The organism is Streptomyces sp. NPDC041200 (genome assembly GCF_055591805.1).
The window spans coordinates 18270-37449 of the sequence record NZ_JBVIZF010000035.1 but is presented as its reverse complement, the minus strand read 5'-3'; the positions used below and the strand labels follow the sequence as shown (position 1 = coordinate 37449).

Annotated in this window: 18 protein-coding genes; 9 read left to right on the top strand and 9 right to left on the bottom strand. The window is 71.7% G+C overall.

The genetic code is table 11. The features are described 5' to 3' along the window. Positions 1–18 precede the first annotated feature (18 nt). Positions 19–1656, top strand: coding sequence for an ABC-F family ATP-binding cassette domain-containing protein (locus ACZ6CL_RS36940; RefSeq protein WP_468944394.1), 1638 nt, complete (start codon positions 19–21; stop codon positions 1654–1656). A 72-nt stretch (positions 1657–1728) separates the two neighbouring features. Here ACZ6CL_RS36940 and ACZ6CL_RS36935 read toward each other — a convergent pair whose 3' ends face one another. The 4 genes from ACZ6CL_RS36935 to ACZ6CL_RS36920 form a co-directional block, all read right to left on the bottom strand. Then, on the bottom strand, positions 1729–4113 hold the full coding sequence (locus ACZ6CL_RS36935) for a Tex family protein (RefSeq protein ID WP_468944391.1): 2385 nt from the start codon (positions 4111–4113) through the stop codon (positions 1729–1731). 108 nt (positions 4114–4221) lie between these two features. Further along, on the bottom strand, positions 4222–4365 hold the full coding sequence (locus ACZ6CL_RS36930) for an LPFR motif small protein (protein WP_167542478.1): 144 nt from the start codon (positions 4363–4365) through the stop codon (positions 4222–4224). A 188-nt stretch (positions 4366–4553) separates the two neighbouring features. Next, positions 4554–5417, bottom strand: coding sequence for an SCO6745 family protein (locus ACZ6CL_RS36925; RefSeq protein ID WP_468944388.1), 864 nt, complete (start codon positions 5415–5417; stop codon positions 4554–4556). 77 nt (positions 5418–5494) lie between these two features. After that, positions 5495–6253: an enoyl-CoA hydratase/isomerase family protein gene (locus ACZ6CL_RS36920; RefSeq protein ID WP_468944385.1), complete on the bottom strand. Its 759-nt coding sequence runs from the start codon at positions 6251–6253 to the stop codon at positions 5495–5497. 255 nt (positions 6254–6508) lie between these two features. Between ACZ6CL_RS36920 and ACZ6CL_RS36915 the strand changes: the two genes are divergently transcribed. After that, a complete protein-coding gene (locus tag ACZ6CL_RS36915) occupies positions 6509–7099 on the top strand; it encodes an ATP-binding protein (RefSeq protein ID WP_468944383.1) in 591 nt (196 codons plus the stop codon). Here ACZ6CL_RS36915 and idi read toward each other — a convergent pair. The 3 genes from idi to galE all read right to left on the bottom strand — a co-directional run bounded on the left by idi (position 7032) and on the right by galE (position 9695). After that, positions 7032–7643: an isopentenyl-diphosphate Delta-isomerase gene (gene idi / locus ACZ6CL_RS36910; protein WP_468944381.1), complete on the bottom strand. Its 612-nt coding sequence runs from the start codon at positions 7641–7643 to the stop codon at positions 7032–7034. The genes ACZ6CL_RS36915 and idi overlap by 68 nt on opposite strands. Positions 7644–7698: 55 nt before the next feature. Continuing rightward, positions 7699–8610 carry a cation diffusion facilitator family transporter gene (locus ACZ6CL_RS36905; RefSeq protein WP_468944379.1) on the bottom strand — a complete coding sequence of 304 codons (912 nt, stop codon included), beginning with the start codon at positions 8608–8610 and terminating at the stop codon, positions 7699–7701. 98 nt (positions 8611–8708) lie between these two features. Then, positions 8709–9695, bottom strand: coding sequence for a UDP-glucose 4-epimerase GalE (gene galE, locus ACZ6CL_RS36900; protein WP_468944376.1), 987 nt, complete (start codon positions 9693–9695; stop codon positions 8709–8711). A 269-nt stretch (positions 9696–9964) separates the two neighbouring features. Between galE and ACZ6CL_RS36895 the strand changes: the two genes are divergently transcribed. The 7 genes from ACZ6CL_RS36895 to ACZ6CL_RS36865 all read left to right on the top strand — a co-directional run bounded on the left by ACZ6CL_RS36895 (position 9965) and on the right by ACZ6CL_RS36865 (position 17152). After that, positions 9965–11902 carry a DUF5941 domain-containing protein gene (locus tag ACZ6CL_RS36895; RefSeq protein ID WP_468944437.1) on the top strand — a complete coding sequence of 646 codons (1938 nt, stop codon included), beginning with the start codon at positions 9965–9967 and terminating at the stop codon, positions 11900–11902. Then, positions 11899–12636 (top strand): phosphocholine cytidylyltransferase family protein, encoded by a 738-nt coding sequence (locus ACZ6CL_RS36890; RefSeq protein WP_361479031.1) that lies wholly within the window; start codon positions 11899–11901, stop codon positions 12634–12636. Before ACZ6CL_RS36895 ends, ACZ6CL_RS36890 begins: the two co-directional genes overlap by 4 nt. After that, the gene (locus ACZ6CL_RS36885) at positions 12624–13697 is read left to right on the top strand and encodes an iron-containing alcohol dehydrogenase family protein (protein ID WP_361479034.1); all 1074 of its coding nucleotides are present in this window, start codon (positions 12624–12626) and stop codon (positions 13695–13697) included. The genes ACZ6CL_RS36890 and ACZ6CL_RS36885 overlap by 13 nt, the downstream gene beginning before the upstream one ends. Beyond that, positions 13663–14454, top strand: coding sequence for a CDP-alcohol phosphatidyltransferase family protein (locus ACZ6CL_RS36880; protein ID WP_385442591.1), 792 nt, complete (start codon positions 13663–13665; stop codon positions 14452–14454). The genes ACZ6CL_RS36885 and ACZ6CL_RS36880 overlap by 35 nt, the downstream gene beginning before the upstream one ends. Positions 14455–14465: 11 nt before the next feature. Beyond that, entirely contained in the window at positions 14466–15338 is an 873-nt protein-coding gene (locus tag ACZ6CL_RS36875; protein WP_468944436.1) for a glycosyltransferase family 2 protein, read from the top strand. 79 nt (positions 15339–15417) lie between these two features. Continuing rightward, positions 15418–16353, top strand: a complete 936-nt coding sequence (locus ACZ6CL_RS36870; protein ID WP_468944372.1) for an ABC transporter permease — start codon at positions 15418–15420, stop codon at positions 16351–16353. Further along, positions 16346–17152, top strand: a complete 807-nt coding sequence (locus tag ACZ6CL_RS36865; protein ID WP_468944369.1) for an ABC transporter ATP-binding protein — start codon at positions 16346–16348, stop codon at positions 17150–17152. The genes ACZ6CL_RS36870 and ACZ6CL_RS36865 overlap by 8 nt, the downstream gene beginning before the upstream one ends. A gap of 21 nt (positions 17153–17173) precedes the next feature. On the opposite strand, the gene ACZ6CL_RS36860 is transcribed toward ACZ6CL_RS36865, so the two are convergent. Then, on the bottom strand, positions 17174–18091 hold the full coding sequence (locus ACZ6CL_RS36860; RefSeq protein WP_468944366.1) for an aminoglycoside phosphotransferase family protein: 918 nt from the start codon (positions 18089–18091) through the stop codon (positions 17174–17176). Between the two features lie 101 nt (positions 18092–18192). After that, complete coding sequence (locus ACZ6CL_RS36855; RefSeq protein WP_468944365.1) at positions 18193–19179, bottom strand: FkbM family methyltransferase; 987 nt, start codon at positions 19177–19179, stop codon at positions 18193–18195. Position 19180: the final 1 nt, after the last annotated feature.

Sequence of the window (19180 nt, the reverse complement as noted above, 5' to 3'; positions counted from 1 at the left end):
GTTAGGATCTACTGCCTGATGACTGCCACTCTCGTCGCCAAGGACCTGGCCGCCGGACACGGTGACCGCCCCCTCTTCTCCGGGCTCGATCTCGTCGTCGCCCCAGGCGAGGTCATCGGCCTCGTCGGGGTCAATGGAGCCGGGAAGTCGACCCTGCTGCGGCTGCTCGCCGGGCTCACCGACCCCGAGCACGGCGCCATCCGGCTCAGCCCGCCGCACGCCACCGTGGGCCACCTCCCGCAGGAGCCCGAGCGGCGGGCGGGGGAGACCGTACGGGCGTTTCTGGCCCGCCGCACCGGCGTGGCCGCCGCGCAGGCCGACCTCGACGCCAGCACCCAGGCGCTCGCGGACGGCGCACCCGGTGCGGACGACGCGTACGCCGTCGCCCTGGAGCGCTGGCTCTCGCTCGGCGCCGCCGACCTCGACGAACGCGCCGACGAGGTCGCCGCCTCCCTCGGGCTCGACATCTCGCTCGACCGCCCGATGACCGCCCTGTCCGGCGGCCAGGCGGCCCGCGCCGGTCTCGCCTCGCTGCTGCTCAGCCGGTACGACGTCTTCCTCCTCGACGAGCCGACGAACGACCTCGACCTCGACGGGCTCCAGCGCCTCGAAACGTTCGTCGGGGGGCTCCGCGCCGGTACGGTGCTCGTCAGCCACGACCGCGAATTCCTCGCCCGTACCGTCGACAAGGTCCTCGAACTCGACCTGGCCCAGCAGCAGGTGAACCTGTTCGGCGGTGGCTACACCGCCTATCTGGAGGAGCGGGAGACCGCCCGCCGGCACGCCCGCGAACGCTACGAGGAGTACGCGGACACCCGCGCCACCCTGGAGGCCCGAGCCCGCACTCAGCGCGCCTGGATGGAAAAGGGCGTCAAGAACGCCCGCCGCAAGGCCACCGACGGCGACAAGATCGCCCGGAACCACCGCGTCGAGTCCACCGAGAAGCAGGCCGCCAAGGCGCGCCAGACGGACCGGCTGATCGAGCGGATGGACGTGGTCGAGGAGCCGCGCAAGGAGTGGGAACTGCGGATGGAGATCGCCGCCGCGCCGCGCTCCGGCGCGGTCGTGGCGACCCTGCGCGGGGCCGAGGTGCGCCGCGGCGACTTCCACTTCGGCCCGGTCGACCTGCAGATCGACTGGGCGGACCGGATCGCGGTGACCGGCGCGAACGGCTCCGGCAAATCCACGCTGCTGGCCGCCCTCCTGGGCCGCCTTCCCCTGGACGAGGGCCATGCGTCACTCGGGCCGGGGGTGGTGGTCGGCGAGGTCGACCAGGCTCGCGCGCTCTTCTTCGGCGACGAGGCCCTGTTGGACGCGTTCGGCGCGGCGGCGCCGGAGATGGCGCCCGCGGACGTACGGACCCTGCTGGCCAAGTTCGGCCTGAAGGCCGCCCACGTACTGCGCCCGGCGTCCACGCTCTCCCCGGGGGAGCGCACCCGCGCGGCACTGGCCCTGCTCCAGGCCCGCGGCGTCAACCTGCTGGTCCTGGACGAGCCCACCAACCACCTGGACCTGCCCGCGATCGAGCAGCTGGAGTCCGCCCTCGCCTCCTACCAGGGCACGCTGCTCCTGGTCACCCACGACCGCCGCATGCTGGAAGCGGTCCACACCACCCGCCGCCTCCACGTAGCGGAGGGCCACGTGACGGAGTCCTGACCCCGGTCCGGGGCCCACTCATGCTGCGGGAGGGGGCGGGGTGGGGGAAAACCCACCCCGCCACCGCGACGGCTACCGCCGCTTGGGGTCCAGCAGCCCGGCGCGCCGCAGTGCGTCCGCCATCGCCCCGTTGGCGGGCGCGGCATCACGCCCGCCGCCGCCCCGCGAGCCGCCGCGGCCGCCGCCGCCCTGGCGCTGCTTGGGGGCGGAACGGCGCCCGCCGCCACCCTGCTCGGAGCGGTCGGAGCGGTCGGAGCGGTCGGCGCGGCCGCCGCCCCCACCGGTACCCGCCTCGTCATCCAGCCGCAGCGTCAGCGAGATCCGCTTGCGCGGAATGTCCACATCGAGGACCTTCACCCGCACGATGTCACCCGGCTTCACCACATCCCGCGGATCCTTGACGAACGTCTTGGACATCGCGGAGACGTGCACCAGCCCATCCTGGTGCACCCCGACATCCACGAACGCCCCGAACGCGGCCACGTTCGTGACGACCCCCTCCAGGATCATCCCGGACGCCAGATCGCCGATCTTCTCGACGCCCTCCTTGAAGGTGGCCGTCTTGAAGGCGGGGCGCGGGTCACGGCCCGGCTTCTCCAGCTCCTTCAGGATGTCGGTGACGGTCGGCAGACCGAAGGCGTCGTCCACGAAGTCATCCGGCCGCAACGACCGCAGCGTGGCCGTGTTGCCGATGAGCGCGGTCACGTCGCCACCCGTGGAGGCGATCATGCGGCGCACCACCGGGTAGGCCTCGGGGTGCACGCTGGAGCCGTCCAGCGGGTCGTCGCCGCCGAGGATGCGGAGGAAGCCCGCGCACTGCTCGTACGCCTTGGGGCCGAGCCGGGCCACGTCCTTGAGGGCCTTGCGGCTGCGGAAGGGCCCGTTGGTGTCGCGGTGGGCGACGATGTTCTCCGCGAGCCCGGCGCCGATGCCCGAGACCCGGCTGAGGAGCGGCGCGGACGCGGTGTTGACGTCCACCCCGACCCCGTTCACACAGTCCTCGACGACCGCGTCGAGCGAACGCGACAGCTTCACCTCGGATAGATCGTGCTGGTACTGACCGACCCCGATGGACTTCGGGTCGATCTTGACCAGCTCGGCCAGCGGGTCCTGGAGCCGCCGCGCGATCGAGACCGCGCCGCGCAGCGAGACGTCGAGGTCCGGCAGCTCCTGGGAGGCGAAAGCGGAGGCGGAGTACACGGAGGCGCCCGCTTCGGAGACCATCACCTTGGTCAGCTTCAGCTCCGGGTGCTTGGCGCACAGGTCGCCCGCGAGCTTGTCGGTCTCCCGGGAGGCCGTGCCGTTGCCGATGGCGATCAGATCGACGTCGTGCTCGCGGGCCAGCTTGGCGAGCCGGTCAAGCGACTGCTCCCACTGGTTCCGCGGGACGTGCGGATAGATCGTGTCGGTCGCGGCCACCTTGCCGGTCGCGTCGACGATGGCCACCTTCACGCCCGTACGGAAGCCGGGGTCAAGACCCATCGTGGCGCGCGTGCCCGCCGGGGCGGCGAGCAGCAGATCGCGGAGGTTGGCGGCGAAGACCCGCACGGCCTCGTCCTCGGCGGCCTGCCGCAGCCGCAGGTCGATGCCGAGGTGGACGAGGACGCGGGTGCGCCAGGCCCACCGCACGGTGTCGGCCAGCCACTTGTCGGCCGGGCGGCCGCGGTCGGCGATGCCGAAGCGGTGCGCGATGGACCGCTCGTACGAGGTGGGCCCGGGGTCCTCGGACGGCTCCTCCGGCTCCAGGGCGAGGTCCAGGACCTCTTCCTTCTCACCGCGGAACATCGCTAGCACCCGGTGCGAGGGCAGCTCGGTGAAGGGCTCGGCGAAGTCGAAGTAGTCGGCGAACTTGGCGCCCGCCTCCTCCTTGCCCTCCCGCACCTTGGTGGCGACCCGCCCCCGCGACCACATGCGCTCGCGCAGCTCACCGATGAGGTCCGCGTCCTCCCCGAACCGCTCGGTGAGGATCGCCCGCGCGCCCTCCAGCGCGGCGGCCGGGTCCGCGACGCCCTTCTCGGCGTCCACGAACGCGGCGGCGGCCGCCGTAGGCTCCACGCCGGGGTCGCCGAGCAGCCCGTCGGCGAGCGGTTCGAGACCGGCCTCGCGGGCGATCTGCGCCTTCGTGCGGCGCTTCGGCTTGTAGGGGAGGTAGATGTCCTCCAGCCGGGCCTTGGAGTCGGCGGCGAGGATCTGCGCCTCCAGCGCCTCGTCCAGCTTCCCCTGCGACCTGACCGATTCGAGGATCGCGGTGCGCCGCTCCTCCAGCTCACGCAGATAGCGCAGCCGCTCCTCCAGGGAGCGCAGCTGCGCGTCGTCGAGCATTTCCGTCGCTTCCTTGCGGTAGCGCGCGATGAACGGCACGGTAGAGCCGCCGTCGAGCAGCTCGACGGCGGCTTTGACCTGCCGTTCCCGTACGCCGAGTTCCTCGGCGATCCTGCCTTCGATGGACGTCGTCACGATCACGCTCCGCTTTCGGTCTGCACTGCCTCTGCATTGTGGCAGGTGACACTGACGAAGCGGTCACGGACGACGTGTTCGGCGGGTGTCGGAGGGCGCGTACCGGGCTCAGATGTGCCGGCGGCGGCGTGCGCCGCCCGCCGTGTCGGCGGCCCCGCCGAACAGCCGGGCAATGGCACGGAACGGAAGCGTCACCACCGTGGCGATCGCGGATCCGATGGCACGGAGCACATCGGCGATAGCTCGCAACACTTCAGACCTCCCATCGGGTCGGGAGCGGGTCGGCAGCCGCCGCTGGGCGCCGCACGTACGCGGAGCACGGGCACTCGCCGGCGTGCGCGGCGCGCGGTTGGGCGCCCGGTGAAAGGGCGGCCGATCACTCATCAGCCGGGTATCCCGCCTCGCTCCGCGCAAACCCGCCCCGACCTCAGGGCGGCGTGTCAGCCCTTGCCGCGGAGGTCCGCCGGGAAGGCGCCCGCCTCCATGGCCCGCGCCGTGAACGCCCCGGCCAGCTCCGTCAGCCGGGCCACCCCGGCCGCGCCCAGGTGCTCGTACGGGGCGGCGTCCAGGCGGTCCGTCTCGGCCTCCAAGGCCTCGCGCTGGTCGATCCCCGCCTGGGTCAGCTCGCCCGCCTCGTCCAGCAGCCCGCGCTCGCGCAGCCGGTCCCGCCCGGCGGCCAGCTCCTCGGCCGACCAGCCGCGGGTGGCGAGGAGCCACTTCGGGGACATGCCCTTGCCGGTCGCCGCGTGGCTGACCATGGCCTCCACCCCGTCCAGCCCGGCGGCGACGAGGGTCAGCAGATGGGTGTCGCCGCGGTGCTCGCGCAGCAGGGTGGCGGCGTGCCACAGGGCCAGGTGCGGGGCCTCGGGCACCGGGAGGTCGGCGTGGGCGGCGTACAGGGGACGTGCGGAGCGGGAACACGCCTCGGTCGCGCGCAGCGCCAGCTCGGCGGCCTCGGCCATCTCCTTCGAGGCCACCGCGTCGTCCCCGAGCAGCCGCCGCAGTACGGAGTCGGCCGCCCGCAGCCGGGCCTCCAGGGCGGCCTCGGGGGAGACCACGTCCCAGGCGCGCGGGATGTGGCGGGCGACCAGGTCGTGCTTGAAGTTGTAGAAGGTCGCGGTAACGGTCCCGGCGCCCACCCGGCCGAACGCCGCCGCACGGCCCACGAAGTAGACGGCGCCCCGCTCCTCCAGGCCCAGCTCGGTCAGCTCGTTGGCGTAGTCCGGGGCGAAGTAGACGCAGGAGTGCAGCGGATTGACGACGGAGTGGCAGCGCCGTACGGCGCGCTCGGGAAGAGTGGTCATGGGCCGCACGCTACCGGCTGGTAAGAAAAGCTGTCAGCCGGGTCCGGAAGCCTGGTCCGGGGGAGGCGCCGGTGCCGTCAGGCGACCGGCGGGGTCCAGCCGAAGCGTGGCGCCCGGCGCTCCAGGAAGGCGGCGATCCCCTCCCCGGCCTCCCCGCTGGCCCCCACCTGTGCCTGCCAGTACGCGATGCGCTCCGCGTCGGCGGGCCCGGCGGCGAACTCCTTGGCCGCCGCCTGGGTGAGCTGCGACCGGGACACCAGCACCCGTGTGAACTCCGCGATCCGCTTGTCCAGCTCACCGGTCGGCAGCACCTCGTCGACCAGCCCGGTGCGCAGCGCCCGCGCGGTGTCGATCAGCTCGCCTGAGAACAGCAGGTACTTGGCGGCTGCCGGTCCGGTCAGCTCCACCAGCCGCCGGGTGGAGCCGGGGGCGTAGACGATGCCGAGCTTGGCCGGGGTGATCCCGAAGAGCGCGCCCTCCTCCGCGAACCGCAGATCGCAGGCGGCCGCCAACTGGCAGCCGCCGCCCACGCAGTAGCCGCGCACCGCGGCCAGCGTCGGTTTGGGGAAGGCCGCGAGGGCCTCCTCGGCGGGCAGGGCGAGGCCCGTCGTCTCCTCGTACGTCGCGCTCAGTGAGCCGATGTCGGCGCCCGCGCAGAAGGTGTCCCCGTGGCCGGTGAGCACGAGGGCCCGTACGGCGGGGTCGGCCGCGAACTGGTCGAGCAGCGGGGGCAGCGCGCGCCACATGGCGGGGGTCAGCGCGTTGCGCTTGGCGGGATTGCGGATGACGACGGTCGCTATGCCGTCCGTGACGTCGTGCCGCAGGCAGGGCTCCATGCGGCGGATCGTATCCGGGCCGCCCGCCGCACGTCCCGAGGGCGCCGGGCCGGGGCACTGCGCGAGGGTCAAGCCATAGGCACCAGAGGGCGTCATCCAGACGGGCAGGAACAGTCGAGCGTGTGACCCTGGCATACGCCAACGAACAAAAGTAGTCGATAGGCGTGAAGTTACGTCAACTCCACCGGTCCGTACCTGACCGTTCCCAACACTCGACCCGAGAGGTCGAGCCGTGGCGATGGGTGGGTGTCGGGCATGGAGATCGTCGGGAGAGCCGAACAGGGGCACGCCCCGCCGCGCGGACCGGCGGTCGGTGAGGGGGTCGGGGAGGGGGTGTGGCGGTTCACCGCTCCGGCCCTCGAAACCTCCGTACCGCAGGCCCGGCACGCGGTGCGCGATCTGCTGACCCATCAGGGGGTGGCCGGGCACGGCGATCTGGTGCCGAATCTGCTGCTGATCGTCTCCGAGCTGGTCACCAACGCGGTGCGGCACGCGGCCCTGCTCTCCCCGCAGATCGCCGTCGAGGTGTCGATCCGCCGGGGCTGGGTGCGGGTCGCCGTCGAGGACAACCATCCGTACCGGCCCAGGCCCCTGGAGCTGGAGACGGACCAGGACCGGACCGGCGGCCGCGGACTGCTGCTGGTGCGGGCGATCGCGGAGGAGTCCGGCGGGCGGTACGACGTCGATCACACGGCGAGCGGCGGCAAGGCGGTCTGGGCGACCCTGCCGCTGACCTCCGCCGCTCCCGGCCCCGCCCCCGGCGGCCCCGGCGGGCAGCTCACCAGCCTGCGGCCGCCCCGGCCAGCTCCCGGATCGCCGGCCGGGCCGCGTCCAGCACGGTCATGAACCAGGCCGAGAACGGACCCTCCGCATGCAGCTTCGCCAGCTCGTCCGGCGTGACGAAGGCCGTCTCGCCGATCTCCTGCGGATCCGGTCGCGGCGTCTCCTTCAGCAGCCCGACGAACAGGTGGTTGTACTCCTGCTCGACCAAGCCCGAGGCCGGGTCCGGGTGGTTGTAGCGGACCGTGCCCGCCTCGCCGAGCAGCGCGGGCGCGACGCCCAGCTCCTCGCCCGTCCGGCGGGCCGCGGCCACGAACGGCGGCTCGCCGGGGTACGGATGGCCGCAGCAGGTGTTCGACCACACGCCGGGGGAGTGGTACTTGCCCAGGGCGCGGCGCTGGAGCAGCAGCCGCCCCTGCGCGTCGAAGAGGAAGACGGAGAACGCCCGGTGCAGCTGCCCGGGCGCCCGGTGCGCGGACAGCTTCTCCGCGGTGCCGATCGTGGTGCCGTCCTCATCGACCAGTTCAAGCATGATCGATTCCGGCGAGCCGTTCGTCCCGGGGGACGTGGCGGTCTCGGCGGAAGGGCCGCTGGCAGGTGTGATCGGCATGACCGTCCTCATAGTTCCGACTTTGGCCCCCAAGTCTGCCGCACCCACGCACGTGTCACTGGCACAGCCGGGCTTCGTGATCAGCATGTCCACCCGGTTCGAGCTGAAACGTGCAGTGTGCGACGTCGAAATGCTTCCCTAGACATCCCTGGAGATCGTGCAGCAGCCGCTCATGACCCACCGCGTCGAGCACCGGTCGCCCGACCACCACATGGGCGGAGAGCACCGGCATTCCGGAGGTGATCGTCCATACGTGGAGATCGTGCAGCCCCTCCACCCCGGGCAGGGCGAGGATGTGGGCGCGCACCGACGCCATGTCCACATTCCGCGGCGCCGCCTCCAGGAGGACGTTCAGCGTCTCCCGGAGCAGGGCGTACGTACGCGGCACGATCATGAGCGCGATCCCGAGCGAGGCGATCGGATCGGCCGCCTGCCACCCCGTGGCCAGGATGATCCCGGCCGACACCAGCACCGCGACCGATCCGAGGGCGTCCGCCAGCACCTCCAGGAACGCGCCCCGCACATTCAGGCTCTCCCGCTGCCCGCCCCGCAGCAGGGCCAGCGACACCAGGTTCGCGACCAGGCCGACCGCCCCGAAGACGATCACCAGGCGGCCCTGGGTGGCGGCGGGGTCGAGGAGGCGCAGCACCGCCTCGCAGAGGATGTAGCCGCCGACGCCGAACAGCAGCAGACAGTTCCCCAGCGCCGCCAGGATCTCGGCGCGCGCGTATCCATACGTACGCCGCGGGCTCGGCGGGCGCCCCGCGAAGTGGATCGCCAGCAGCGCCATGGCCAGGCCGAGCGCGTCCGTCGCCATGTGCCCGGCGTCCGCCAGCAGTGCGAGCGAATCGGCGAGCAGCCCGCCGACGATCTCCACGACCATCACGGTGACGGTGATGACGAGCGCGAGCCGCAGCCGCCACCGGTGCCCGGCGCCCGCGGTGCGGTGGTCATGACCTGCGCCCATGTCGCTACGGCCCTCCTGCCCGGGACGGCCCCCGCACCCAGTGAACTACGCGGGCATCGCGCTCCGGGCGGGCCGTACCGCCGACCGGCCGTAGCTTTTCAGCTCTGGCGCGCCTCGGGATGGTGGAGGCACCAGCCCTCCCAGGCCGACTCGACCATCGCGCGCACCCCGTGCCGGGCGCTCCAGCCCAGCTCCTTGGTGATCAGTTCGGTCGACCCGATGACCCGGGCCGGGTCGCCCGGGCGGCGGGGCTCGACCACGGGGGCGGGCTCGTGGCGGCCGGTGACCTCGGCGATCAGGTCGGCCATCTCGCGCACCGAGACCCCCTGGCCGGTGCCGATGTTCACCGTCAGATCGCCCGCGCCCGGGGACGCGGCCAGTCGGCGGGCCACGGCGAGGTGGGCGGAGGCCAGGTCCTCCACATGGATGTAGTCGCGGATGCAGGTGCCGTCCGGGGTCGGATAGTCGTCACCGAAGATCCTCGGGGCCTCCCCATGTGTGATCCGCTCGAACATCATCGGGATGATGTTGAACACGCCGGTGTCGGCCAGCTCGGGCCGCGTGGCACCCGCCACATTGAAGTAGCGCAGACACGCCGTCGAGATCGAATGCGCCGCTCCCACGGCCCTGACCAGCCATTCTCCGGCGAGCTTGGTCTCTCCGTACGGGTTCATCGGCACGCGCGGGGTGTCCTCGGTGACCAGTTCCACATCCGGCATGCCGTAGACGGCGGCGGAGGAGGAGAAGAGGAAGCTGCCGATCCCGGCGTCGGCCACGGCCTCCAGCAGCACGGTGAGTCCGTGCACGTTCTCCCGGTAGTACCGCAGCGGCTGCTCGACCGACTCCCCGACCTGCTTCTTCGCCGCCAGGTGCACCACACCGGTGATGTCCAGCTCGGCGAACGTACGGTCCAGCAGCTCACGGTCGAGCGTGGAGCCGCGTACGAGCGGAACGTCCTCGGGCAGCCGCCCGGGGATTCCGCTGGAGAGGTCGTCGAGCACGGCCACCCGCTCACCGGCCTGGGCCATCGCCCGCACGACATGCGCCCCGATATATCCGGCACCACCTGTGATCAGCCACGTCATGACGGCACCCTATCCACAGGTCAGGGCAGCGCCCGTTTGTCGAGGGGACACGCCATCCACCATGATGATCGGCGGCGCGCGGAAGCGGTCGTTCCCCCGATCGTGTGGTGAATGCGCGGTGAACGGCTGCTTCCATCGATCCGATAGCCTCTGCCGACATGCCGCCCGCCCCACCCGGGACCGGGATGCGCGATGCCCCCTGTTCCGAGGGCTTAAGGCCTGTGCCAGAGCGGCGCGGCCCCATGTCAGCTGCCAAGGAGTGAGTTCGTCTGTCGACCGCGATTCTCACCGGTGATCCGGTCGCCGGCTCGTCCCTCCAGGACGACCTGCGGTCGCTGGGTTTCGACGTGCGCACGGCCACCGGCGCGGCCGGGGTGGCGACGGAGCTGGCCGCCGTCCCGCCGCGTGAGCGGGTGGCCCTCGTCGATCCCCGTTTCGTCGGTCACGGCCATGCCCTGCGGCTGGCGCTGACCGACCCCCGCTTCCCCGCGGCCGCCGTGTCCGGCGCGCTGACGGCGCAGCCGGAGGCACGGGCCGCGCTCACCCGCGCGGTGACGTCCGCCACGGCCGCCCCGGGCGCCGCCGGGCACGCCGAGCGCGCGCCGTCTCCCTCGGGCGCCGCCGGGCTGGGCGCGGACGCGGGCGCCGCCGGATCGGTGGCGACGGTCGGCAGCGCCGAGGAAGCGGCCGAAGCCCGTACGCCCTCCCTCGTGGACGACATCGCCGCCGCCCTCGACGCCGAAGGCGTCGCCCCGCACCGGCCCGAGCTGGGCGTGCTCGTCGCCACCGTGCCCACGGACGCGGAGCGGCGGGCGGCGGCGCTGGCGGAGACCGCGGCCGTGGACGAGGAGAAGGTGCGGCTGCGCGCCGCCGTGAAGGGGCGCGACGGCTTCTTCACGACGTTCTGCGTCAGCCCTTACTCCCGCTACATCGCCCGCTGGTGCGCCCGCCGCGGGCTGACGCCCAATCAGGTCACCACCGCCTCCCTCCTCACCGCCCTCATCGCGGCGGGCTGCGCCGCCACCGGCACCCGGTCCGGGTTCGTCGCGGCCGGGCTGCTGCTGATCGCCTCGTTCGTCCTCGACTGCACCGACGGCCAGCTGGCCCGCTACTCGCTGCAGTACTCCACCCTCGGCGCCTGGCTGGACGCGACGTTCGACCGGGCCAAGGAGTACGCGTACTACGCGGGCCTCGCCCTCGGGGCCGCCAACGCCGACGGCGGCGGGGACGACGTGTGGGCGCTCGCGCTGGGCGCGATGGTGCTCCAGAGCTGCCGCCACGTCGTGGACTTCTCCTTCAACGAGGCCAACCACGACGCCACCGGCAACAGCAGCCCCACCGCCGCCCTCTCCGACCGCCTCAACAGCGTCGGCTGGACGGTCTGGGTGCGGCGCATGATCGTGCTGCCGATCGGCGAGCGCTGGGCGATGATCGCCGTGCTGACCGCGCTCACCACGCCCCGCATCACCCTCTACGTCCTGATCATCGGCTGTGCGCTGGCCGCCTGCTACACAACCGCGGGCCGGGTGCTGCGCTCGCTCACCCGCAAGGCGCGGCGCACCGACCGCGCCGCCCAGGCCCTCGCCGACCTCGCGGACTCGGGCCCGCTCGCCGAGCTGATCGCCAAGGCCACGGCTCACCGGCCGTCGGCGTACCTGGCCCCCGTCACGGCCGCCTTCGGCGCCGCGGCGCTCGTCGCCGGCGCCGCCGCGCTGCCCGCCGGGTCCTGGCTCGCCGTCGCGGCCGCCGCGCTGTACGCCGTCCTCGCGGGCTGCGCCGTCGCCGCACCGCTGAAGGGCCCGCTCGACTGGCTGGTGCCGCCGCTCTTCCGGGCCGCCGAGTACGGGACCGTCCTCATCCTCGCGGCACGGTCGCAGGTAAACGGAGCGTTGCCCGCTGCTTTCGGGCTGGTGGCGGCCGTCGCCTACCATCACTACGACACGGTGTACCGCATCCGCGGCGGCACCGGGGCGCCCCCGCACTGGCTGGTGCGGGCGATAGGCGGGCACGAGGGGCGGATCCTGGTGGTCACGGCCATCGCCGCGCTGCTGCTCGGCCGGAGCCAGGGCGGCCCGAACCAAGGTTTCACCATCGCGCTGACCGCGCTCGCCGTGGTCATCGCGCTGACGGTGCTCATCGAGAGCATCCGCTTCTGGGTGTCCTCCGGAGCACCCGCTGTCCACGACGAAACAGGAGAACCCGCATGATCGGCCTCGTGCTGGCGGCCGGCGCCGGACGGCGTCTGCGCCCCTACACCGACACCCTCCCCAAGGCCCTGGTGCCGGTCGACGGTGAGACCACCGTCCTCGACCTGACCCTCGGCAACTTCGCGGAGGTCGGCCTGACCGAGGTCGCGATCGTGGTCGGCTACCGCAAGGAAGCGGTGTACGAGCGCAAGGAGGCCCTGGAGCAGAAGTACGGCCTCAAGCTCACCCTGATCGACAACGACAAGGCCGAGGAGTGGAACAACGCCTACTCCCTGTGGTGCGCGCGTGACGCGATCAAGCACACCGTGATCCTCGCCAACGGCGACACCGTGCACCCGGTCTCCGTCGAGAAGACCCTGCTCGCCGCGCAGGGCAACGGCCAGAAGATCATCCTCGCGCTCGACACGGTGAAGCAGCTCGCCGACGAGGAGATGAAGGTCGTCGCGGACCCCGCCAAGGGCGTCCAGAAGATCACCAAGCTGATGGACCCGGCCGAGGCGACCGGCGAGTACATCGGCGTCACCCTCATCGAGGGCGACGCCGCGGCCGACCTCGCCGACGCGCTGAAGACCACCTTCGAGCGCGACCCCGACCTCTACTACGAGGACGGCTACCAGGAGCTGGTCAACCGCGGCTTCAAGGTCGACGTGGCCCCGATCGGCGACGTCAAGTGGGTCGAGATCGACAACCATGACGACCTGGCGAAGGGCCGTGAGATCGCGTGCCAGTACTGACGAGGCTCATCCCCTCGCCGCTCGTCGTCGACATCCGCGCGGGCGCCCTGGACGACCTGGCGGACGTCCTGGCCGACCAGCGGATCTCGTCCTCCGGCAAGCTCGCCGTCGCGATCAGCGGCGGCTCCGGGGCCCTGCTGCGCGAGCGGCTGGCCCCGGCGCTGCCGGGCGCGAGCTGGTACGAGGTGGGCGGCGGCACCCTCGATGACGCGATCAAGCTCGCCGACCGGATGAAGTCCGGGCACTACGACGCGGTCGTGGGGCTCGGCGGTGGCAAGATCATCGACTGTGCGAAGTTCGCCGCGGCGCGCATCGGCCTTCCGCTGGTCGCCGTCGCCACGAACCTCTCGCACGACGGTCTGTGCTCACCGGTCGCGACGCTCGACAACGACGCGGGCCGCGGCTCGTACGGGGTGCCGAACCCGATCGCCGTGGTCATCGACCTCGATGTGATCCGCGAGGCCCCGGTCCGCTTCGTCCGCTCCGGCATCGGCGACGCGCTCTCCAACATCTCGGCGGTCGCGGACTGGGAGCTGTCCCACCGCGAGACGGGCGAGCAGATCGACGGACTCGCGGCCGCCATGGCACGCCAGGCGGGCGAGGCCGTGCTGCGCCACCCCGGCGGCGTCGGCGACGACAGCTTCCTCCAGGTGCTGGCCGAGGGCCTGGTCCTCACCGGCATCTCGATGTCGGTCGCGGGCGACTCCCGTCCGGCGTCCGGCGCCTGCCACGAGATCAACCACGCCTTCGACCTCATGTTCCCCAAGCGCGCGGCGAGCCACGGCGAGCAGTGCGGGCTTGGCGGGGCGTTCGCGATGTACCTGCGCGGGGAGCACGAGCAGTCGGCGTTCATGGCCGAAGTGCTGCACCGGCACGGTCTTCCGGTGCTGCCCGAGGAGATCGGCTTCACCGTGGACGAGTTCGTCCAGGTCGTGGAGTACGCGCCGAAGACCCGCCCCGGGCGCTACACGATCCTCGAGCACCTCGACCTCTCTTCCGACGCGATCAGGGACGCTTACGCCGACTATGCCAAAGCAGTCAGTCAAGCCATCAGTGGCTGAACTCCGCCCGGTCGTTCACCCCGTGGGGGTGAAGGACCGGCGGAGCGGTGAGCACTGGGCCGGGCGCCTGTACATGCGGGAGATCTCGCTGCGCTGCGACCGGCACCTGGTGAACACGCGGGTCACGCCCAACCAGCTGACGTATCTGATGACCGTCTTCGGCGTCCTCGCGGCCCCGGCACTGCTGGTGCCGGGGATCGCGGGCGCCGTGCTCGGGGTGCTGATGGTCCAGCTCTACCTGCTGCTGGACTGCGTCGACGGCGAGATAGCCCGCTGGAAGAAGCAGTTCTCGCTGAGCGGTGTGTACCTGGACCGGGTCGGCGCCTACCTGTGCGACGCCGCGGTGCTCGTCGGCTTCGGTCTGCGCGCCGCCGACCTGTGGGGCTCCGGGCGGATCGACTGGCTGTGGGCGTTCCTCGGCACCCTCGCCGCGCTCGGTGCCGTCCTGATCAAGGCCGAGACCGACCTCGTCGGTGTCGCCCGGCACCAGGGCGGTCTTCCCCCGGTCAAGGAGGCGGCGTCCGAGCCGCGCTCGTCCGGTATGGCGCTGGCCCGCAAGGCGGCCGCGGCGCTGCAGTTCCACCGGCTGATCCTCGGGATCGAGGCGTCGCTGCTGGTCCTCGCGCTGGCGGTCGTGGACCAGGTGCGCGGCGACCTCTTCTTCACCCGGCTGGGTGTGGCCGTGCTCGCCGGTATCGCTTTGGTGCAAACCCTGCTTCACCTGGTGTCCATCCTCGCGTCGAGCAGGCTCAAGTGACGGGCGGCACGATGAAGGTCGGAGCGGTCGTCCTGACGATGGGCAACCGCCCCGAAGAGCTGCGCGCGCTGCTCGACTCGGTCGCCAAGCAGGACGGCGACCGGGTCGAGGTGGTCGTCGTGGGCAACGGCTCACCGCTTCCGGCGCTCCCCGAGGACGTACGGACCGTCGAGCTGCCCGAGAACGTGGGCATCCCGGCGGGGCGCAACGTCGGCATCGAGGCGTTCGGGCCGGGCGGCCGCGACGTCGACGTGCTGCTGTTCCTGGACGACGACGGGCTGCTGCCGGGCACCGACACGGCCGAGCTGTGCCGTGCGGCGTTCGCCGACGACCCGGAGCTGGGCATCATCTCCTTCCGTATCGCCGACCCCGACACGGGCGTCACCCAGCGCCGCCATGTGCCCCGGCTGCGCGCCGCCGACCCGATGCGGTCCTCGCGGGTCACCACCTTCCTCGGTGGTGCCAACGCGGTCCGCACTGCGGTCTTCGAGCAGGTCGGAGGGTTGCCGGACGACTTCTTCTACGCCCATGAGGAGACCGATCTGGCCTGGCGGGCGCTGGACGCGGGATGGATGATCGACTACCGGTCGGACATGGTGCTGCACCACCCGACCACCGCGCCCAGCAGGCACGCGGTCTACCACCGCATGGTGGCGCGCAACCGGGTCTGGCTGGCCCGGCGAAACCTTCCGGCCCTGCTCGTGCCCGTGTACCTGGGCGTCTGGCTGCTGCTCACGCTGGCCAGGCGTCCCTCCAAGACCGCGCTGCGTGCCTGGCTGGGCGGGTTCCGCGAAGGCTGGAAGACCCCTTGCGGTCCGCGGCGGCCCATGAAGTGGCGTACGGTATGGCGCCTGACCCGACTGGGCCGGCCTCCTGTCATCTGACAAGCTCGTATCAGATACGCATCGAGCGCGACCGGGGCGCGGCCCCGCTCAGCGCACCCTGAAGACGAAAGTGTCAACTGTGAGCGAGACTACGCACGACAGTGCGGTCGCCGTGAGTGCCCCGCCCTCACCCGACGACGGCCTGTCCCCGGCCGAGCTGGCGAAGAAGTACGGCCTGTCGGTGAGCGGCGCCCGGGTGGGCCTCGGGGCGTACATCCGCCAGATGTGGGGCCGCCGCCACTTCATCCTGGCGTTCTCCCAGGCCAAGCTGACGGCGCAGTACAGCCAGGCCAAGCTGGGTCAGCTGTGGCAGGTGGCGACGCCGCTCCTGAACGCGCTGGTGTACTACCTCATCTTCGGGCTGCTGCTGAGCACCAGCCGCGGGATGTCGCACGAGGTCTTCATTCCGTTCCTGGTGACAGGTGTCTTCGTCTTCACCTTCACCCAGAACTCGGTCCTCGCCGGTGTGAGGTCGATCTCGGGCAATCTCGGTCTGGTCAGGGCGCTGCACTTCCCGCGGGCCTCGCTGCCGATCTCGTTCTCGCTCCAGCAGCTCCAGCAGCTGCTGTTCTCGATGATCGTGCTGGTCGTCATCATGGTGTCCTTCGGCAGCTACCCCGGTCTGTCGTGGCTGCTGGTGATCCCGGCGCTGACGCTGCAGTTCGTGTTCAACACCGGTCTCTCGCTCATCGTCGCCCGGATGGGCGCCAAGACGCCGGACCTCGCGCAGCTGATGCCGTTCCTGCTGCGGACGTGGATGTACGCGTCCGGAGTCATGTTCAGCATCCCGAACATGCTGGCGGAGAAGAACGTGCCCGGCTGGGTCACCGACGTTCTGCAGTGGAACCCGGCGGCTGTTTACATGGACCTCATCCGGTACGCGCTGATCGACGGGTACGGCGCGTCGAACCTGCCGGACCACGTCTGGGCCTTCGCGCTCGGCTGGGCGGTCGTGATCGGCGCGGCGGGCTTCGTGTACTTCTGGAAGGCGGAGGAGCAGTACGGCCGTGGCTGAACAGACACTGGAAACCGTCGAGCGGCCCGCGCCCGCCGGGGCGCGTGTGCCCACCGTCATCGCCGACGACGTTCACATCGTCTACCGCGTCAACGGCGGGCCCAAGGGCCGTGGCAGCGCCACGGCCGCGCTGAGCCGCATCATGCGCCGCAAGGGCTCGCCCGGTATGCGTGAGGTGCACGCCGTGCGCGGGGTCACCTTCGTGGCCTACCGCGGTGAGTCGATCGGCCTGATCGGCTCCAATGGCTCGGGCAAGTCGACGCTGCTCAAGGCCGTGGCGGGGCTGTTGCCCGCCGAGCGCGGCAGCGTGTACACCGATGGCCAGCCGTCGCTGCTGGGCGTCAACGCGGCGCTGATGAACGACCTCACCGGTGAGCGGAACGTCATACTGGGCGGTCTGGCGATGGGGATGTCGCGGGAGCAGGTCCGCGAGCGGTACGAGGACATCGTGGACTTCTCGGGCATCAATGAGAAGGGTGATTTCATCACCCTCCCGATGCGGACGTACTCCTCCGGTATGGCGGCCCGGCTGCGCTTCTCCATCGCGGCGGCCAAGGACCACGATGTGCTGATGATCGACGAGGCCCTGGCCACCGGTGACCGGAAGTTCCAGAAGCGCTCCGAGGCCCGCATCCGGGAGCTGCGCAAGGACGCCGGAACGGTCTTCCTGGTCAGCCACAACAACAAGTCGATCCGGGACACCTGTGACCGGGTGCTGTGGCTGGAGAAGGGCGAGCTGCTGATGGACGGCCCGACGGACGAGGTCATCAAGGCCTACGAGAAGGAAACCGGCAGGTAGCCCCCTGGTGCCACTGACCCGTCAACGGGCCGTCGCGATGAGGCGCCGCAGCGCGGCGTGGGCCGGTGGACCCCAGGTGGGCTTGCCGCCGGGGCGGCCGTGGACACCGGCTTCGCCGATGAGGACGCCGCTGAGCGCTCCCAGCGCCGCCCAGCCGCGCGCGCGGCGCAGGGTCGCGGGGTCCGGGGTCGGCTGGTACGTGCCGTGGAAGCGGCCGATGGCGCCGTCCGGCAGCAGGATCCACGGCGCGGCGAGATCGCAGGCCGGATCGCCCGCGCACAGATCACCGAAGTCGATCACACCGCAGAAGGTGCCGTCCGAGGTGAGGACGTTGGCCGGATGCAGATCGCCGTGCAGCCACAGTCGCGGGCCCGGCCAGCCGGGCGCGGCGACGGCGTCCGCCCAGACCGCGCGGAGGGCGTCCGGGTCGGGGACCAGCCCCAGCTCGGTGGCCGAGGTGAGCTGCTGGGTGAACTGCTCGGCGCGGTCGGCCAGCGGCCCGCCGCGGCCATAGCCGCCGGTGGGCGCCGTGTCGGGGGCGGGTTGGTGAAGTGCCGTCAGGAAGCGGGCCAGGGCGTCGGCCGCCTCCGTGGCCCTCGTGGCGGGGGCCCGGTCGGCGGGCGTGCCCGGCAGCCAGGTGGTGACGATCCAGGGCCTCGGAAACAGCTCGGAGGGCTCGCCCAGGCGCTGCGGCACGGGCACCCGCAGAGGAAGCCGCGGGGCGAGGGCGGGCAGCCAGGCGTGCTCCTTGCGCAGCAGCGCGTCCGCGGACCGCGTCGCCCAGGGCAGCCGGACGGCGAGGTCGTCGCCGAGTCGCCACAGCTGGTTGTCCCAGCCGCGCGCGCCGAGCCGCACCGGGCGATCGGCCAGGTCGGGGTGCTGGTCGCGCAGCAGATCCCGGACCAGCTCCGCGGTGATCTCGATGTCGGTGTGCGTCATGCGGAGCAACGGTAGCGGCGGTGGCCACACACCGGCTCAGATCACCGCGGAGGTCGCCCCACGGGGCCGGGCGGACGGACCGGCCCCGTGGGGGCGCCGCTTCACGCGGGTGCGGCGTCCGCGCGCATCATCACGCAGTCGAACTCCACTACGCGTCCCGTCGTGTCCTCGCGGGTCACCGGGTACATGCCCGTGATCCCGAAGCCGCTGTCCTCGTACGCGGCGATGGCCTCACTCATCGGCGGGCTTCCCTCGTAGAGCCGCAGTACCGCGACCTCCGACTGCAATCCCACGAACTCCTTGATCCGGTCCCCGGCGCCCGCGAACACCTCCAGGTCGTATCCCTGGGTGTCCATCTTCAGATAGGGGCGGGGGTCGGTGAGACCGGCCAGCGCCTTGTCCAGCACGCTGTCCAGCCTGCGGATCTCGATCTCCTCCGTACGGTCCCGCGCGAACCGGCGGTAGCGGTCCTTGCCGTAATCGCTGGCGGGGAGCAGGGAGTTCATGGTGGCCCAGCCCACGTGCATGGACTGGCTGGACTCCTCGCGCCCGAGGGCGAAGGGGAACACCCACCAGTCAGGATCGTTCTCGGCGGCCTTCTCCAGCTTGGCGAACGCCTCGTCCGTGGGCTCGAAGGAAACGATTCTGCCGGTATAGCCCATGCTGCGCAGCCGCCTGCCGTACTGACCGGCGTTGGCGCCCACGTCAAAGACGCAGTTCACCTGATACTTCTCCAGCAACCCGGCCACATGGTGGCCGCACAGGTAGGCGGCGGCCGCCAGCTGGAGCGAGCGTTCGTCGGAGGCCTTCGCATCGAAGAGCAGATGGGCACCGGTGTCACCGAGCCGGACGTTCGTCCACGTGTCCGGCGGGTCGCCGCGGCCGCGGGCCACCACCCAGGTATCCGGTCGCACCCGCGTCACCGCGAAGCGGCCACCGCCGCGTGTCACCAGATCGGCGTCCCGGCCCACGGCGACGCGCTTCCGCTTGCCGCGCCGCGAGAGCACCGCGGCGCCCGAGCCGAGGTCGAGCACCTGCACACCGAGCCGGGGAAGCACATTCAGCAGTCTTCTGTAAAGGGTTTGCATC

Excerpts from the sequence above, each read along its gene's own strand:
- idi (WP_468944381.1), bottom strand. The coding sequence starts at position 7,643 with ATGCCGATCACACCTGCCAGCGGCCCTTCCGCCGAGACCGCCACGTCC.
- ACZ6CL_RS36890 (WP_361479031.1), top strand. The coding sequence starts at position 11,899 with ATGATCGGCCTCGTGCTGGCGGCCGGCGCCGGACGGCGTCTGCGCCCC.
- ACZ6CL_RS36915 (WP_468944383.1), top strand. The coding sequence starts at position 6,509 with ATGGAGATCGTCGGGAGAGCCGAACAGGGGCACGCCCCGCCGCGCGGA.
- galE (WP_468944376.1), bottom strand. The coding sequence starts at position 9,695 with ATGACGTGGCTGATCACAGGTGGTGCCGGATATATCGGGGCGCATGTC.
- ACZ6CL_RS36940 (WP_468944394.1), top strand. The coding sequence starts at position 19 with ATGACTGCCACTCTCGTCGCCAAGGACCTGGCCGCCGGACACGGTGAC.
- ACZ6CL_RS36860 (WP_468944366.1), bottom strand. The coding sequence starts at position 18,091 with ATGACGCACACCGACATCGAGATCACCGCGGAGCTGGTCCGGGATCTG.
- ACZ6CL_RS36905 (WP_468944379.1), bottom strand. The coding sequence starts at position 8,610 with ATGGGCGCAGGTCATGACCACCGCACCGCGGGCGCCGGGCACCGGTGG.
- ACZ6CL_RS36880 (WP_385442591.1), top strand. The coding sequence starts at position 13,663 with ATGCCAAAGCAGTCAGTCAAGCCATCAGTGGCTGAACTCCGCCCGGTC.
- ACZ6CL_RS36855 (WP_468944365.1), bottom strand. The coding sequence starts at position 19,179 with ATGCAAACCCTTTACAGAAGACTGCTGAATGTGCTTCCCCGGCTCGGT.
- ACZ6CL_RS36920 (WP_468944385.1), bottom strand. The coding sequence starts at position 6,253 with ATGGAGCCCTGCCTGCGGCACGACGTCACGGACGGCATAGCGACCGTC.
- ACZ6CL_RS36875 (WP_468944436.1), top strand. The coding sequence starts at position 14,466 with ATGAAGGTCGGAGCGGTCGTCCTGACGATGGGCAACCGCCCCGAAGAG.
- ACZ6CL_RS36925 (WP_468944388.1), bottom strand. The coding sequence starts at position 5,417 with ATGACCACTCTTCCCGAGCGCGCCGTACGGCGCTGCCACTCCGTCGTC.